A 17,089-nucleotide genomic window follows, 5' to 3' on the forward strand; every position below is an offset into this window, starting at 1 on the left:
AAAGTTATAAAAGCGCGGGATTAATATCTAAAATATTTTGGTCTGTATAGCTTTTGATAAAGGCTTTAGAAAAATGCGCACTTCCAGAAAGTTGGTCTTTTCTCAATATTTCTGCAATATCAAGTGTTTTGTATGCTTTTAAATAATCGTAAGAAAGGGCTTTATAGCTATAATGCCAAGGTTCATAATTAAAGCCTTTTCTATTCGCATTGTCTGTGTAAACTAAATAAAAACCATACGTGTTTGCATGCGTATCCATCCATTCTTTAAGCTTGCAAAATGGACCGTTACCATGATAGTTTTCCGGTTGTAAAATGCCTCCGGAATGTTTTTTATTAGCATCATAAATGTCAATATCTGTTCCCCAATGGTGTCTGGAAGTTCCAGGAATTGTTGAATATTCTATTATTTTGTTAATGCTGTTTTCTGTTGAAAGCCCCTGTGATTTAAACATTTTGAATTTACGTTCCCAGATGCGTTTTTGGTGGCTGTAACTCCTGTAACTTGAAACTGCAGCAAGGTTAATACCTTCTTTTTCAGCTTCCGCTTTCATCTTTAAAAAAGCCAAATGTGCTTCTTCTCGGAGGTTGTAACCCTCACCAAAAAGTGTTGGCGAGCCTTTACCTATTAGTTCTTCCGAAGAAATACTGTTTTGTGAAAAAGCGAATGGTGTAAACGCTAACAAGAAAAAACTTGCCAGACTTAAATAGTTTATAAAGTATTTTCTTTTCATAGTGTTTTACTCATAATGTAGTGTGATCCTATATCAGGAATATCAAAAATAGCACCATAAGTTTTATAACCATTGTTTTTATAAAAGTTTACAGCGTTTATACGGGCATTAAACCAAACACGCTCCACGTTGTTCGATTTTAAATAGTACTCTCCAAACTGTAATAGCTGTTTGCCAAAGTGATGCCCTTGATGTGCTTTTAGTACAGCCATACCTCTTAGTCTGTATTGCTTTTCTTCAGTAAACTGTAGGTTTTTATCAATCATAAATGTTGCGACACCAACAAGGTTGTCGTTATAAATCAGTCCAAAATGAAAGGTGGTTTCTAAGTCATCCGCCTCCATTTTACAGGTGTCAATAGGCCTGCCTTCGCGCAAAACTGGATGTCGTACAGGATAGGTTTCTAAGGCTGAAATACGTTTAATGCGTATATCAGTAGTGTTGCTATTGATTTTCATTTAATGTCTTTGAAGTGTTTCAAATTTAGTTAAATTTACTGAAAGAAAAGAGTATGCCTTTCAGCTTTAAAATAATTGATAAAAAAGAGATCCATTCTATCATTCCTTTAGTGCAAAAGTTGACGAATAATAAGAATTCGGATAGTATTTTAAAAGAACGTTTCACACAAATGATTACTGAAAATTATGAGTGCGCAGGTGTTTTTGATGGTGATAAATTAATAGGTATTAGTGGGTTATGGTTTCAAACCAGGCATTATGCTGGAAAATCTATGGAAGTCGATCATGTTTATATTGAACCGGAATATCAGAGCAAAGGTTTAGGGAAACAATTTTTTAAATGGTTGTATGATTATGCAAAAAGTAAAGGCTGTACTACTTCAGAATTAAATACTTACGTACAAAATTATCCGTCGCATAAATTTTATTATAATGAGGGTTATGACATTTATGGCTATCATTTTTATAAAACATTATAATTTTTATTGTAGAAAGTAGAATACTTTATATATTTGCCATCAGAAATGCGAGAGTAGCTCAGTTGGTAGAGCGTCAGCCTTCCAAGCTGAATGTCGCCGGTTCGAACCCGGTCTCTCGCTCAAAGAGCTTCATCTAACCGATGAGGCTTTTTTTTATGCCTTTACTTTAATAGAATTAACTATTTAGGGTGAGAAGTTTATGCTGAGCATAGCCGAAGCAAACCCGGTCTCTCGCTCAAAGCGCTTCATCTAACCGATGAGGCTTTTTTTTTATGCCTTTACTTTAATAGAATTAACTATTTAGGGTGAGAAGTTTATGCTGAGCATAGCCGAAGCAAACCCGGTCTCTCGCTCAAAGCGCTTCATCTAACCGATGAGGCTTTTTTTTATGCCTTTACTTTAATAGAATTAACTATTTAGGGTGAGAAGTTTATGCTGAGCATAGCCGAAGCAAACCCGGTCTCTCGCTCAAAGCGCTTCATCTAACCGATGAGGCTTTTTTTTTATGCCTTTACTTTAATAGAATTAACTATTTAGGGTGAGAAGTTTATGCTGAGCATAGCCGAAGCAAACCCGGTCTCTCGCTCAAAGCGCTTCATCTAACCGATGATGCTTTTTTTATTTCAACTCATTTAAGAATGTATTGGTCTCAATCTCATAAGCATCCTGCTCATATTCAAAAACACGTGCTTTTAAAGTGCCTTTTAGTTGTATTTCATTGCCTTTTACCTGAATCCAACTCCCTTCTCGCAATCCAATTACAGGTTGTGTATTGTAATGATGAAACTCATTAATACGCGTTTCCCGCGTTTCCCCCATATGTTTACTGTTCTCAATGGGGTCTAGGTAATGCGGGTTAATATTAAAAGGCACAAAACCTAAGGTTTTAAAACTTGGCGGATATACCACTGGCATGTCGTTAGTGGTACTCATTGTTAAGCCACAAATATTACTACCAGCACTCGTGCCTAAATAGGGAATTCCATTATTAATAGCCGTTTTTAAACTATTGATGCAATCGTTTTTATATAACTGACTCACTAAAACGAAGGTGTTGCCACCACCAATAAAAATACCTTTAGCTTGTTTTATAGCTTCCGAAGCATTTTTAAACTCATGAATCCCTTTAAGGGTTTTATTGATGGTACTAAAAACCGTTGCCATACGACTGGTGTAGTCGTCATGGGAAATGCCACCAGGTCTGGCATAAGGAATAAATAGAATGTCTGAAGTATCCTGAAATAAAACCTTAAGCGCTTCTAATAAGTAGTCTAAAGGTTTGCCTCCAAAGACAGTTGAAGTACTTGCGATAATAATATTTTTCATTTTATGCTCGAGAAAACGAGTAGCTTTTAGTTAAACTTGAATTCATGAATTTGTTGTAAATTTATGTAAACTTTGTTTTTTACAAAAGTTTACACAGCTTTTGATTTTTAATTAGGTCTTTTAAGCCGATATTTATAATCTACTAATTAAACTAAACTATGATGAAATATAATCTAACCTTTTTTCTATTTATAATGGTCTTTTGTTTTACGCAAGCTCAGGATAAGAAGCGTGTGGAGGTTTCAGGTAAAATATTTGTTGCTGTCGATGATCTTGAAAATGTAACCATTTACAACACCTCTTCAAATAAAGGCACAATTACCGATGCAGAGGGTGAATTTAAAATTGAAGTAGGCTTGAATGATGAAATTCAAGTATCTGCAGTGCAGTTAATTCCGTTTACGACAAAAGTGACACAGCCCGTTTTAGATAATAAAAGATTAAGTATTTTTCTTTCAGAACGTATTAACAGTCTTAATGAAGTTGTGATTTTACAATATGGTTTAACAGGCAAGTTAAAAACGGATATTGATAGCACAAGAGTATTTAAGCCTTTTGAATTTTCGTTTGAGAGTATCGAGAATTTCGAATTAGCAGATGATTATCAAACAGGAGTAGACAATATAGCTGTTGGTTCACAAAATGATCGTATTCGTTATCAATTAAATGGGACAGCTATTATTGTTGGATTAATAAATACACTTTTTAAAACTAAAGAGGAAAAAAGAAAACAACGAGAAGAGTTTAAAAACAAAATTGGAGAGGAATTTGAAACGCCTATTTCTGTTTTATCTCAAAAATTTGCGGAAGATTATTTTATCAAGAATTTTAATATACCAAAAGACCAAATACTAGCATTTATAGCTTTTATAGAAGAAAGTGATTTTGATACTAGTCTCCTTAAAGAAGACAAAGAACTTGAATTAATTGAATATCTTCATCAACAAAGTAAGGTGTTTTTAAAGATGATAGATGAAAGAGAATAGTCTTACTATCCTTATATAATATTAATCATTGGGTATTACTAAACACAGCGTTGTCCAGATAAATTCGGGTGAATCGAGTATTCAAATGTCGGCCTTTTTAGAACTTAAGGGGTTCATGCTGGTAAAGGGTATTTAGAAGGTTATAACATTGAAATAAAAACGTCGAGTGTCATTATGAGATTTATCTTCAAAATCAAGTGACTCATTTGGGAGTTTCGGGGATCCAATTTCAGAGATAGATTTTGTCAATATTATTTCTTCTAGTACTAAAGAACCTAAAAGACTTACGGAATTAAAAACTAAAGCGGGTTTGATTTATGCTTTTGAAGAGGCGTGCCTTTTGTTAAACTTTAGTTGATGGGCTTATGCTACTCTTGTTTTAACAAAAGTTTAAAAGACTTTTAGATTTTAATTAAGAGTTTTAAAACGTTATTTATACCCTATAAACCAATCCCGCTTGAAACACAAACTAACCTTTATTTTATTTTCACTAATCTTTTCTTTTACTCATGCTCAGGATAAGAAGCGTATTGAGGTTTCAGGGAAGATTTTTGTGGCTGTTGATGATCTTGAAAATGTAACCATTTACAATGCTTCTTCAAACAAAGGGACTATTACTAACGCAGAAGGTGAATTTAAAATAGAAGTCGGTTTATACGACGAGATTCGGGTGTCTGCATTACAAATTATTCCCTTTAAGACAAAAGTGACACAACCCGTTTTAGATAATGAAAACCTAAATATTTTTTTATCCGAGCGCATCAATAGTTTAGATGAAGTGGTGCTTTTACAATACGGACTCACAGGTGATTTACAAACAGATATTGATAGTGCTAAGGTTTTTAAGCCTCTTGTGTTTTCTTTTGGAAGTTTTGAGAATTTCGCATTTGCAGATGATCAGCATTCTAAAGTAGATAATATCGCTGTTGGTTCACAAAACGATCGTATTGGGTATCAATTAAATGGCGCCGCAATTATTGGTGGACTAATAAATGCCATTTTTAAAACAAAAGAGAAAAAAAGAAAGAAAGGAGAAGATTTTAAAAATAAAATTGGAGATGCATTTGAAACACCTATTTCTGTATTGTCTGAAAAATTTGAAGCAGATTATTTTGTAAAGTATTTTAGTATTCCAAAAGAGCAAGTACTTCCTTTTATAAGTTATTTAGAAGGGAAAAATTTTGACACTAGCCTATTACAGGAAGACAAAGAACTTGAATTAATTGAATATTTTTTTCAACAAAGCAAACTGTTTTTAAAGACTGTAAATGAAAAAGAATAGCCTCATACTTCTAGTATACTTGATTTTAAGTATCGGGTACTCTCAAAACACAACACTCTCTGGTGAAGTATCAAGTGTTGATTTAGAGGGCGCAAGCATAGAAAGTATTCATGTCATCAATAAATCACAAAGCATATTTACAACGACTGATGTCTCTGGTACCTTTGAAGTCGACGCTAAAGCTGGTGATACTATCGTTTTTTCAGCAGTGCAATATAAACTACAAACAGTCCTGGTCTCTAAAGAAAACATAAAGAATAAAACGCTTAATGTTCTATTAGAAGAGCAAGTTAACGAGCTTCCAGAAGCGGTCATTGGATTTACGTTAACGGGTGATTTAACTAAAGATGTTATGAATTCTGATGCTAAGCCAGCTCTTAACTTCTATGATGTGGGTATTCCTGGATATAAAGGCAAACGGAAGACTAAAAGTGAAAGACAATTGCAAACAGCTGGTGATTTTAAACCTATTATGTTACTTGGTCTTCTTGCTGGCTCAATGCCGTTTGACCCCCTATTAAATGCCATTTCTGGTAGAACAAAAGCACTTAAAAAACAAGTAGCACTAGAAGCTAATACGGTATTAATGTATGCCATCAAAGGAAGACTCTCTGAAACTTTTTTTAAGAACAATCCTCTAAAAGAAGACTTGAGAATGGACTTTTTTTACTTTTGTGCAGAAGATGAAAACTTTACTAAACGCTGCAAAAATAGCGATTTAGAAGCTTTGGATTTTATGAAAGAAAAATACGAAAACTATCAAAAAAATATAATATCTAAAGATTAATTTTGATTTGGAATACTTTTTGAATCAATTCCTTTAGTTTTGAATCCGAAATATAAAAGAATGAAAGCTGTAAATTATTTAATAATACCGTGTTTTTTTTTAATGCTGTCTGCATCTGTCCTACATAAATATTATGTAAGTGTCACGCAAGTTGAATATGTTAAAGAGAAAAAAGCAGTTCAAATTACCACACGAATTTTTATAGATGATTTTGAAAAATTACTGCGAGAGCGTTTTGATCAGACCATCACTTTAGCTTCAAACAAGGATGAAAAACACATTGATAAGTATATTGAAACGTATATTAAATCAAAACTCAAGATTTCGATAAATGGTAAGGCCGTTGATTATACCTTTTTAGGCAAAGAATATGACGAAGATATTGTACAGTGTTTTATTGAGATTAAAGACATTGAAAACATCCAGACCTTTGAAATAACCAATAAAGTTCTTTTTGATCAATTTGAAGAGCAAAAAAATGTGGTGAGAACCTATATTAATTCAAAACACAAGTCTTTCATTCTAATTCCGCAAAACGATAAAGGAATGTTAAATTTCTAATAAAAGGATTTAGAAGACGTTAAAAATTGTTAATTTCAGCCTCAATACTCAAACAACAATTTATAATGAATAATTTAAAGTACTATTTCTTGTTAGCCCTTTTTGTTACTGCTGGCGCTTTTGCCCAACAGAACCAAGAAAAGAGGGAGCCGCAACAAGGTCACACCAACGAAAATAAATTCAAACAACTCTACGAAGAGTTTTCAACACCAAACAGGTACCGTGCAGCATCAGGAGCTCCGGGTTCAGCTTATTATCAGCAGCAAGCAGATTATAAAATGGACTTAGAACTGGATGATGAAAAGGCAAGATTGTCTGGATATGAGACTATTACCTACACTAATAATTCACCAGATGTTTTAAAATACTTATGGGTGCAATTAGATCAAAACGTGCGTGCCAGAGATTCTAAATCACCTTTAATTGAAGGTAGCGGTGTAAGACCTGCGGCACAAGTGTCTTCTTTTGCCAATGATTATATGAGTGAAGGTTTTGATGGTGGTTTTAAAATAGAAGCTGTTAAGGACGAAAACGGAAACCCATTGCAGCATATGATTAATCGTACGATGATGCGTGTAGAAATGCCAAAACCATTAGCTGCTGGAGGACAATTTTCTTTTTCTATTAAATGGTGGTATAACATTAATGATCATGTAAATGGTAGAGGGCGTTCTGGTTATGAATATTTCGCAGAGGACGACAACAGAGCATACGTTATTGCACAATTCTATCCAAGAATGGCGGTATATAATGATGTTGAAGGATGGCAAAACTCTCAATTTTGGGGGCGTGATGAATTTGCATTGCCTTTTGGAAACTTTGAAGTGAATATAACCGTGCCAGCTGATCATATTTTAGATGGTACAGGAAAGTTAATGAATAGAAAAGAAGTCTTTTCTAAAGACATGATGAAACGCTACGAAGAAGCAAAGAAATCTTACGATAAGCCTGTAGTCATTGTAACACAAGCTGAAGTTGAAAAATTAGAAAAATCAAAATCAAAAGATAAGAAAACCTGGAAATTATATGCTGAAAATGTACGTGATTTCGGTTTTGCTACCTCAAGACGTTTTATTTGGGACATGATGGCTGTGAAAATTGGAGATAAGGATGTTATGGCCGTGTCAATGTATCCAAAAGAAGGAAATCCGCTTTGGGAACAATGGTCTACAAAAGCGGTTGCCAGTACTTTAAAATCATACTCTCGTATGACTTTCGATTACCCATATCATAAAGCCATTTCAGTTCATGCCAAAAATCAAGGTATGGAGTACCCAATGATTTGTTGGAATTATGGACGACCAGATAAAGATGGAAAATATAGTGATCGTGTAAAATTTGGTATGATGTCTGTAATTATTCATGAAGTTGGACATAATTTCTTTCCAATGATTGTAAATAGTGATGAGCGTCAATGGACTTGGATGGATGAAGGATTAAACACCTTTGTACAGTATGTGGCAGAGCAAGATTTTGGTAAGTGGTATCCAGATGCCTTATCTCCAGGGCAAAGTACTTATCCTTCTCGTCGTGGACCAGCTGCTAATATTACAAGATACATGGGCGGTGATCAAAACTATATTGCACCAATCATGACTAAAGGCTTAAACACCTATCAATTTGGAAATAATGCCTACGGAAAACCAGGAACTGCACTTAATATTTTAAGAGAAACAGTTATGGGAGAAGAGCTTTTTGACTATGCGTTTAGAGAGTATTCTAATCGTTGGATGTTTAAACACCCTACACCAGAAGATTTTTTCCGTACGATGGAAGATGCGTCTGCAATGGATTTAGATTGGTTTTGGAGAGGTTGGTTCTATACTACAGACTACGTTGATATTGGAGTAAAAGAGGTGAAAAAATATTACGTGACTGCTACTCCAAATAAAGAAGGAACTGCTATGGCAAACCGTTTTGGGATGGATACAAAAGATGGTGTCTACTTTGTTGAAGAAGGAAGTGAAGAAGATAAACCAGGTATGAAAGATGAAGATATCATGGAGAAATCTAAAACATTAAAACAATATGTTATGGATAATTTTACACCAGCAGAAAGAGCGACAATGAAAGCGCCAAAGTATTTTTATAGTGTAAGTTTTGAAAAGCCAGGCGGATTAGTAATGCCTATTATTGTTGAGTATACTTATAAAGATGGCACTTCGAAAACCGAAACCTATCCAGCACAAATTTGGAGATTGAATGACAAAGAAGTGAGTAAATCTATTGCTTCAGATAAAGAAATTGTAAAAATTACTGTCGATCCAAATTTAGAAACAGCAGATGTCGATACCTCTAATAATTCTTGGCCGCAAGAAACACAAGAGTCTGATTTTGATAAATTTAAAAATAAAACGAAAGACTAAAGAATCGTTTTTTAAATCCTTTACAAAGCCTATTCGCAAGAATAGGCTTTTTTTTTTAGTGAAAAAACAAGGAAAGTTTAAGGGTGATATTAGCATTCTTTGGAAGTAGAGAGATAACGTGTTCTGTTTCAGTAGTCAAAAGGATTTTACTTATGATATCATTAGTTTTCTGTTAAAAATATGTGATTTTTAAAATATTTTTTACTTCGTTTTGATTTTATTACATTAGCGAACATTAAAAACTAATCAAACAAAAATTTAATATGGAATCAATGATGATTTACATGCCAATAGCTTTGGCGCTTATAGGATTAATTTACATGGTTATAAAAAAATCATGGGTTATGAAACAAGATGCTGGAGATGGTAAAATGAAAGAAATTTCAGATCATATTTACGAAGGCGCACTAGCTTTTTTAAATGCTGAATACAGATTACTCGCCATCTTTGTGGTTATAGTCAGTGTTTTATTAACCATAGTTTCATTTGTTGTACCTACAACACATTGGTTAATTGTAATAGCATTTATTTTTGGAGCTTTCTTTTCTGCTTGGGCAGGAAACATGGGGATGAAAATAGCAACTAAAACCAACGTTAGAACAACGCAAGCTGCGCGTACGAGTTTACCAAACGCACTAAAAGTCTCTTTTGGAGGAGGAACTGTAATGGGGCTTGGTGTTGCAGGTTTAGCGGTATTAGGCTTAACAAGTTTCTTTATCTTTTTCTTTTGGTTCTTTATGGGAAGCGAATGGACAAATACAATGGACATGACTATTGTCTTAGAAACACTAGCAGGATTCTCGTTAGGTGCTGAGTCCATCGCATTATTTGCGCGTGTTGGTGGTGGTATATACACCAAAGCAGCCGATGTTGGCGCTGATTTAGTAGGTAAAGTCGAAGCCGGTATTCCGGAAGATGATCCTCGTAATCCGGCCACTATTGCAGATAATGTTGGAGATAATGTAGGGGATGTTGCTGGTATGGGAGCCGATTTATTTGGTTCTTACGTAGCAACTGTATTAGCCGCAATGGTTCTTGGTAACTATGTGATTAAAGATATGGGGGGAAACATTGCTGATGCCTTTGGTGGTATTGGGCCAATATTATTGCCTATGTCCATAGCTGGTGTAGGGATTATTATTTCTTTAATTGGAACCCTATTAGTAAAAATAAAAAGTAACGACGCTAAAGAATCTCATGTCATGGGCGCTTTAAATGTTGGTAATTGGGTGTCTATAGGTTTAGTGGCGCTCTCATGTTTTGGTTTAGTGACTTGGATGTTACCAGAAACCATGCAAATGAACTTCTTTGGTGAAGGCTTACAAGAAATTTCTTCGATGCGTGTATTTTATGCCACACTTGTTGGTTTATTTGTTGGTGCAGGAATTTCTTCAGTAACTGAATATTATACAGGATTAGGAAAAGGCCCAATCTTAAAAATTGTTCAACAATCGAGTACTGGAGCAGGAACAAACATTATCGCTGGTTTAGCAACAGGGATGATTTCTACATTTCCTTCAGTATTATTATTTGCTGGAGCAATATGGGCATCTTACGCATTTGCAGGATTTTATGGTGTAGCATTAGCCGCTTCTGCAATGATGGCAACAACAGCGATGCAGTTAGCGATCGATGCTTTCGGACCTATATCTGATAATGCAGGTGGTATTGCTGAAATGAGTGAACAAGACCCAATCGTAAGAGAACGTACAGATATCTTAGATTCTGTTGGAAATACTACAGCAGCTACAGGAAAAGGTTTTGCTATTGCATCTGCAGCATTAACGTCATTAGCTTTATTTGCAGCTTATGTAACCTTTACAGGAATTGATGGTATTAATATCTTTAAAGCACCCGTATTAGCCATGTTATTTGTAGGTGGTATGGTGCCAGTGGTATTTTCTGCTTTAGCAATGAATGCTGTTGGTAAGGCTGCTATGGAAATGGTAGAAGAAGTGCGTCGTCAGTTTAGAGAAATTCCCGGGATTATGGAAGGTACAGGAAAACCTGAATATGATAAGTGTGTCGCCATTTCTACAAAAGCGTCACTTAAAGAAATGATGTTACCAGGTTTACTAACTATTGGATTTCCATTAGTAATTGCATTTATTCCAATGCTTTTTGGAATGAATAACCTGGCTATTGCTGAAATGTTAGGGGGTTATATGGCAGGTGTAACTGTATCTGGTGTACTTTGGGCTATTTTCCAGAACAACGCTGGTGGTGCTTGGGATAATGCTAAAAAATCTTTTGAAGCAGGTGTTGAAATTAACGGAGAAATGACTTATAAAGGAAGTGATGCGCACAAAGCAGCAGTAACTGGTGATACTGTTGGTGATCCTTTTAAAGATACGTCTGGTCCTTCAATGAATATATTGATTAAATTAACCTGTCTTATCGGACTAGTGATTGCGCCAATTTTAGGAGGGCATATTGAAGAAGGTATGGCAAATAATAATCAAGAGGTTGAAATTATTGTCGATTCTTCCAAAGATTTAGCTGAGGCAACGATTACCTATGCAACCATAGAAAATGGACAAGAAGTAACTAAAGAAGAAACATTTTTAGGAACGCAAGCAGAAGTTGAAGCCAAATTAAAAGCGTTTGAAGTGTCGGTCGCAACAAATGAAGGTGATACTAAAAAAGTGATCAAAAAAATACAGGTTATTAAATAATAGTTTTAACACAAAACCATAAAGAAGCCACGTTTATCGTGGTTTTTTTTTGTTAAATTTTCTATCTTTATACCTTATGAATTATGACGATCTAACCACATTGGGTATTGCTTTTGGTTTAGGACTTCTCGTTGGGATGCAGCGTGAAAAGACTAATAATCATATGGCAGGCGTTAGAACATTTACTCTTATTTCTATATTGGGTGTGATGGCTGGTTTCTTAACACGAGCTTATGACAATCCGTTTATACTACCTGTTCTAGGGTTGGCAATAACAGCAATGTTATTAATGGCTAATGTTATTAAGTATAAAAAATTTGAAGAAGCAGATGTTGGTCAAACCACTGAAGTAGCAGCATTACTCATGTTTGCTATTGGTGCCTATCTTGTGCTTGGAAGTCAATTAATAGGTGTTTTGGTTGGAGCTTCTATGGCCATTTTATTGTATCTAAAAGAACACTTACACAATTTTATAGACAAATTAAAGTCTAAAGATTTGTCCGCTATCATGACTTTAACAGGGATTAGTTTGGTGATTTTACCCATACTCCCTGATGAAGCCTACGGCCCTTTTAAGGTTTTAAACCCAAGGAATATTTGGTTGATGATAACCTTAATTGTTGGGATTAGCGTTTTTGGTTACTTTATCTATAAATTTGTTGGAAAAAAGGTTGGAATTATTTCAAACGGTATTCTGGGCGGTTTAATTAGTAGTACAGCAACTACTATTAGTTATGCTCGTAAAACTACAGGGGCAGCATCCATTAGTAAATTGGCTGCTTTTGTTATTACTATCGCGTCCACAGTGTCCTTTTTTAGGGTTTTATTTGAAGTAGGTGTCATTATTCCAAATCAGTTAGCGATCATTGCAATGCCTATTGGAGCGTTAATTTTAATTATGATATTGACTTGCGTGGTCTTGTTTTATTTTATTAATAAGGATCTTTCGAAGAGTGAGGAAATGCCAGAGCCTGAAAATCCCGCGCAGTTTAAAAGCGCCTTAATCTTTGGGTTACTTTACGGTATTATATTACTAGCTGTTGCATTTTCCAAAGAGAAATTTGGAAATAATGCACTCTATATCGTTTCTATAATTAGTGGTTTAACAGATGTTGATGCCATTACCTTATCTTTGTCTCAATTAATTAAAGAAGGTAACCTAAAAGCAACATTTGGATGGAAATTAATTTTGTTAGCAGGATTATCAAATATGCTCTTTAAAGGAGTTATGGCAATGGTCCTTGGCGCAAAAGCACTTGCGAAATGGATTATTATTTCTTTTGGAGTAATTATTACAGCGGGATTATTAATTATGTGGCTTTGGCCAGAATCTTGGCATTTCTAAAAACATAACATGTTTAAAAAAGACCCTTTACAAATTATAGCCTTTCAAAGCTATGGAACCAATACACATTTTTATGCCAGAGGAAGAGCTTTGGAAGATGAATCTATTGATTTAGAATCCCAAAAAATGTTGCATTTAATTGTTAATTCTTGGAAACGTTTTGAATCTGACGAAATTGCTAATGTTGCCATCAGGATTAAATTGCCAAATAATACGATTATTAAGGCAACGACAGATAGTCGCGGCTATTTTAAAATTGAAGAAAACGTAATAGATCTAAGCACTTTATGTAATTCCGAAGGATGGGTTCCCTTTGTATTGTCTTATGACGATGTTACTATAGAAAGAAAAATAACAAACGATAACAGATTTCCCGGTGAGTTATTAATTCCCGCAAAGAGCGCCCAGTTTGGTGTTGCAAGTGATATTGATGATACTATTTTACATACAGGAGTAGTATCCACCTTAAAATGGCGCGTAATTTATAACTCCCTATTTAAAAACGCTAAAAGTAGATTGCCTTTAGAAGGGGCTGCAGAGTTTTACCACATGCTGCATCGCGGTGCATCTGGAAAGAATGCGAACCCTATTTTTTATGTGAGTCATAGCCCATGGAATTTATACCGGTATCTTGAACTTTTTTTACGGCAGAACAATTTTCCAAAAGGACCCATTTTATTGCGTAATTTAGGTAATTTTATTCGCAAAAAACCACAGGGAGAGAAGCCTCAAAAGCAAAAAGAGATTCTTAACCTTTTAAAAACCTATCCAGAGTTACCCTTTATTTTAATAGGGGATAGCGGTGAACATGACCCTGATATTTATATTGAGATAGCAGAACTATATCCAGAGAGAATTAAAGCCATCTATTTACGAAGCGTAAAGCACGAAAAGAAAATTATACGTGTAAAAGGCTTGCTTGAAAACTATAAAACAACGCCTGCCTTATTAGTTGAAAGTAGTGAAGAGGCTATTGTGCATGCAAGACAAAATGGATTTATTGCTTAGTAAGTTTATAAAAAACAATGCTAAAAAATATAAAAAACAAGAAATCGTTTATCCCATAAATAGAGTAGAATATACCGGTTAGAGTGTCTTGCTCAAATACCCTACTTAATTCGTTTTTTAATAGCCACTGTAGCCATACTATAGCATAAATTATTTTTTCGATGGCAAAAACGGCTATTAACCATTTGACATGTTTAAAGTTTTGGCTTACGGCAATATAGGCTAATCCCCAAACAAGAATCATTAACAAACCAAAGTTAGACATGACCTCAGGTTGTATTGTTGTTATAACAGCATTAGTGAAAAGTTTAGAAAATAAAGGAACGCCAATTACATTTGAAAGCCCAGCGGCTATAAAGCCTTTTGATATTAGTTTTTCATACTTCATTATTAGAAATAGTTATAAGTGGCTAATTGAGACTGTAACGGTTTTTTATTGTTTTTTACGTAGTCGTTCTTTTGCTCGGCATCAATAATTCTAGCTTTTACATTATCTTCTAATTGTAATTCTAACACCTCTTTTATTATTTTAAAATTATCAGGATCTAGAATGGGCGCAATAACTTCTATACGGTGACTTAAATTACGAGTCATCCAATCTGCAGACCCAATAAAGAGTTTTTCATCACCATTATTTCCAAATAAATAGACGCGACCATGTTCTAAGAAACGGTCTACAATACTTGTAACTGTAATGTTTTCGCTTTGTCCTTTTATGCCGGGAACCAAACAACAAATACCACGAATGAGCAACCTAATTTTTACACCAGCATTACTCGCCTTATACAAGAGCTTAATCATATTATTATCCTGAAGGCTATTCATTTTTAATATAATCAACCCTTGTTTCCCTGCATGTGCAAAAGCGATTTCACGTTCAACCATTACTGAAAATTTATGGCGTGAAGTGAAAGGAGAAATTAATAATTTTTTGGCCTTTGGTACAATTAACACCCCTTCTAAAACTAAAAATACGCGGTTAAGCTCTTTCGTTATTTTTTTATTCGTCGTCATTAAACCAAAATCTGTATAGAGTTTGGCGGTGTTCTCATTAAAGTTTCCTGTGCCAATATAGCAATACCGTTCCGTGGTGTTTTTAAGTTCTCTTTCTATGTAAAGAATTTTGGAATGCACCTTTATGCCTGGGTAGCTATAAATAACTTTAGCCCCATTCTCTTTAAATATTTTCCCCCATTTAAGATTGTTTTCTTCATCAAATCGTGCTTTTGCCTCAATAAAAATAACCACTGTCTTTCCTTTTTTAGCGGCTAAAGCAATAGCATCATTTAACCTCGAAGTCTTTGCGACACGATATAAAGTCATTTTTATTGTGGTGATTTGTTCATCATTAGCAGCTTCTTCAAGTAATCTAATAACAGGCTCAAAAGATTGATACGGGTAATGTATTAATTGGTCTTTGGCAGCTATAGCGGTGAACATAGAGTCGTATTCACTTAATAAAAGATGTGGCTTAGGCGCTAATTCGGCATTTAATAGTTGCTTGTTGGTTGGATTTGGAAATTCAAAAAAATCTTTAAAGTTATGATGTGGTCCTCCTAAAATAATATCTGCATTAGACACATCTAAAGCTTTTTTTAAATGGTTTTGAAGTGCTTCAGGTGTCTTAGAGTCTAACAAAATTCGTGTGGCCTGACCCGTTTCCCGTTTAGGTAATGCTTCTTTTATTTTTTGCATCAAATTCCCCGAAAATTCATCTTCAATATACAGCTCAGCATCACGTGATACTTTTAATTCATAATAATTTAAAGCGGGCTTAGCCTGTTTTAATCTGAAATTGTATTTTATAATATCGTCTATAAAAGTGATATAATGTTTGTTGTCTTCCGTTGGAAAAACAAAAAAGCGATCATGTTCTGAAGGTATTGAAACAATTTCGAATTGTTCATCATTAATCAAAGCAGCAAGGTACAGCGCTTCGTTTTCTACAAATACAGATTTGTTGTCATGGATAGTATAAAGGTCTGAATCTATATTAGATTTCAACGATTTATCGAAGTAGTCTTTTGCAATTTGTCTTTGACGTTCAGAAAAGGCGTCAACATTAATTAAATGAATATTTTCCTTTTTTAATGCTGGAATAATCTCACCAATAAAAATACGTCCAAAGGCCTCTTGTTGCAAATGCACCTGCTTCCTAATTTCCTTTAAAACCTTATTAGGTTTAGTAATTAGTTTTTTACGAAGCGGTTTTTCAATGTCTTTTATTTGGCGAATATCAGATACGCGCACTTTAAAAAACTCATCTAAGTTAGAAGAAAAAATGGCTAAGAACTTAATACGTTCGTATAATAGGTTACGCTCATCTCCTGCCTCTTGTAATACCCGATGATTAAAACGAAGCCAAGATAAGTCGCGATGAAAATATTTAGTATTATAAAGAGCTGCCATTAGTTTTTAATACAAAAGAACAGGATTTAAAATAAAAGGATGTGAGAAAAATGTTAAGTTTAAAACAAACCATTGATTTCAGCATCAATTTTATTTAATATGACACCTAAATCTTCAGGTTTATCAACAAAGTCTAAATTATCAACATCAATAATTAGTAATTTTCCTTTATCATAACCATGAACAAAAGCCTCGTAACGTTCGTTTAATCTACTGAGGTAATCAATGCTAATTGAGTTTTCATAATCACGCCCGCGTTTGTGAATTTGAGCCACTAGATTAGAAATAGAACTGCGGAGGTAAATAAGTAAATCTGGACCTTGAACAAAACTCTCCATCAAATCAAAAAGAGATTTGTAGTTTTCAAAATCACGATTGGTCATCAAGCCCATGGCGTGTAAATTGGGTGCGAAAATATGAGCATCTTCGTAAATGGTGCGATCTTGAATAATGTCTTTACCACTTTCGCGAATTTGAGCGATTTGGCGAAAGCGACTATTTAAAAAGTAAACCTGTAAGTTAAAGCTCCAACGTTCCATTTGGTTATAGAAATCATCCAGATATGGATTATCTACTACGTCTTCTAATTGTGCTTCCCATTTATAATGTTTAGCAAGTAATTTGGTGAGCGTAGTTTTTCCAGCTCCAATGTTTCCGGCAATGGCAACATGCAT

General features: G+C 34.5%; 15 protein-coding genes and 1 tRNA gene. 10 read left to right on the forward strand and 6 right to left on the reverse strand.

What is annotated here, in order from left to right; translation table 11 throughout:
- Positions 1 to 4: 4 nt before the first annotated feature.
- A complete protein-coding gene (locus GQ46_RS12670; protein WP_044402616.1) occupies positions 5 to 733 on the reverse strand; it encodes a M15 family metallopeptidase in 729 nt (242 codons plus the stop codon).
- Complete coding sequence (locus tag GQ46_RS12675; RefSeq protein ID WP_044402619.1) at positions 730 to 1,191, reverse strand: GNAT family N-acetyltransferase; 462 nt, start codon at positions 1,189 to 1,191, stop codon at positions 730 to 732. Before GQ46_RS12675 ends, GQ46_RS12670 begins: the two co-directional genes overlap by 4 nt.
- A gap of 53 nt (positions 1,192 to 1,244) precedes the next feature.
- On the opposite strand from GQ46_RS12675, the gene GQ46_RS12680 reads away from it, so the two are divergent.
- The gene (locus tag GQ46_RS12680) at positions 1,245 to 1,670 is read left to right on the forward strand and encodes a GNAT family N-acetyltransferase (protein WP_044402621.1); all 426 of its coding nucleotides are present in this window, start codon (positions 1,245 to 1,247) and stop codon (positions 1,668 to 1,670) included.
- Between the two features lie 47 nt (positions 1,671 to 1,717).
- Positions 1,718 to 1,790, forward strand: a tRNA-Gly gene (locus tag GQ46_RS12685).
- A gap of 498 nt (positions 1,791 to 2,288) precedes the next feature.
- On the opposite strand, the gene pepE is transcribed toward GQ46_RS12685, so the two are convergent.
- Entirely contained in the window at positions 2,289 to 2,996 is a 708-nt protein-coding gene (gene pepE, locus GQ46_RS12690) for a dipeptidase PepE (RefSeq protein WP_044402624.1), read from the reverse strand.
- Between the two features lie 158 nt (positions 2,997 to 3,154).
- Between pepE and GQ46_RS12695 the strand changes: the two genes are divergently transcribed.
- From GQ46_RS12695 to GQ46_RS12730, 8 genes are all read left to right on the forward strand, one after another.
- Positions 3,155 to 3,982, forward strand: a complete 828-nt coding sequence (locus tag GQ46_RS12695) for a carboxypeptidase-like regulatory domain-containing protein (protein WP_082041760.1) — start codon at positions 3,155 to 3,157, stop codon at positions 3,980 to 3,982.
- A gap of 457 nt (positions 3,983 to 4,439) precedes the next feature.
- Positions 4,440 to 5,264 carry a carboxypeptidase-like regulatory domain-containing protein gene (locus GQ46_RS12700; protein ID WP_044402630.1) on the forward strand — a complete coding sequence of 275 codons (825 nt, stop codon included), beginning with the start codon at positions 4,440 to 4,442 and terminating at the stop codon, positions 5,262 to 5,264.
- Positions 5,251 to 6,051: a carboxypeptidase-like regulatory domain-containing protein gene (locus GQ46_RS12705; protein ID WP_044402633.1), complete on the forward strand. Its 801-nt coding sequence runs from the start codon at positions 5,251 to 5,253 to the stop codon at positions 6,049 to 6,051. Before GQ46_RS12700 ends, GQ46_RS12705 begins: the two co-directional genes overlap by 14 nt.
- Positions 6,052 to 6,111: 60 nt before the next feature.
- On the forward strand, positions 6,112 to 6,612 hold the full coding sequence (locus GQ46_RS12710; protein ID WP_044402635.1) for a DUF6702 family protein: 501 nt from the start codon (positions 6,112 to 6,114) through the stop codon (positions 6,610 to 6,612).
- 65 nt (positions 6,613 to 6,677) lie between these two features.
- Positions 6,678 to 8,978 carry a M1 family metallopeptidase gene (locus tag GQ46_RS12715; RefSeq protein ID WP_044402638.1) on the forward strand — a complete coding sequence of 767 codons (2,301 nt, stop codon included), beginning with the start codon at positions 6,678 to 6,680 and terminating at the stop codon, positions 8,976 to 8,978.
- A 263-nt stretch (positions 8,979 to 9,241) separates the two neighbouring features.
- The gene (locus GQ46_RS12720) at positions 9,242 to 11,653 is read left to right on the forward strand and encodes a sodium-translocating pyrophosphatase (RefSeq protein ID WP_044402642.1); all 2,412 of its coding nucleotides are present in this window, start codon (positions 9,242 to 9,244) and stop codon (positions 11,651 to 11,653) included.
- 76 nt (positions 11,654 to 11,729) lie between these two features.
- Positions 11,730 to 12,998 (forward strand): MgtC/SapB family protein, encoded by a 1,269-nt coding sequence (locus GQ46_RS12725; protein ID WP_044402645.1) that lies wholly within the window; start codon positions 11,730 to 11,732, stop codon positions 12,996 to 12,998.
- 9 nt (positions 12,999 to 13,007) lie between these two features.
- A complete protein-coding gene (locus tag GQ46_RS12730; RefSeq protein ID WP_044402649.1) occupies positions 13,008 to 14,006 on the forward strand; it encodes an App1 family protein in 999 nt (332 codons plus the stop codon).
- Here GQ46_RS12730 and GQ46_RS12735 read toward each other — a convergent pair.
- Genes GQ46_RS12735 through GQ46_RS12745 form a run of 3 tightly spaced genes read right to left on the reverse strand, consistent with a single transcriptional unit; the run spans position 13,996 to position 17,089 of the window.
- Positions 13,996 to 14,394 (reverse strand): hypothetical protein, encoded by a 399-nt coding sequence (locus GQ46_RS12735; protein ID WP_044402651.1) that lies wholly within the window; start codon positions 14,392 to 14,394, stop codon positions 13,996 to 13,998. The genes GQ46_RS12730 and GQ46_RS12735 overlap by 11 nt on opposite strands.
- 2 nt (positions 14,395 to 14,396) lie before the next feature.
- Positions 14,397 to 16,415: a polyphosphate kinase 1 gene (gene ppk1, locus GQ46_RS12740; protein WP_044402654.1), complete on the reverse strand. Its 2,019-nt coding sequence runs from the start codon at positions 16,413 to 16,415 to the stop codon at positions 14,397 to 14,399.
- Positions 16,416 to 16,474: 59 nt separating this feature from the next.
- Entirely contained in the window at positions 16,475 to 17,089 is a 615-nt protein-coding gene (locus GQ46_RS12745; protein WP_044402657.1) for a deoxynucleoside kinase, read from the reverse strand.

This window comes from Lacinutrix sp. Hel_I_90, from assembly GCF_000934685.1.
Classification (GTDB): Bacteria; Bacteroidota; Bacteroidia; order Flavobacteriales; family Flavobacteriaceae; genus Lacinutrix.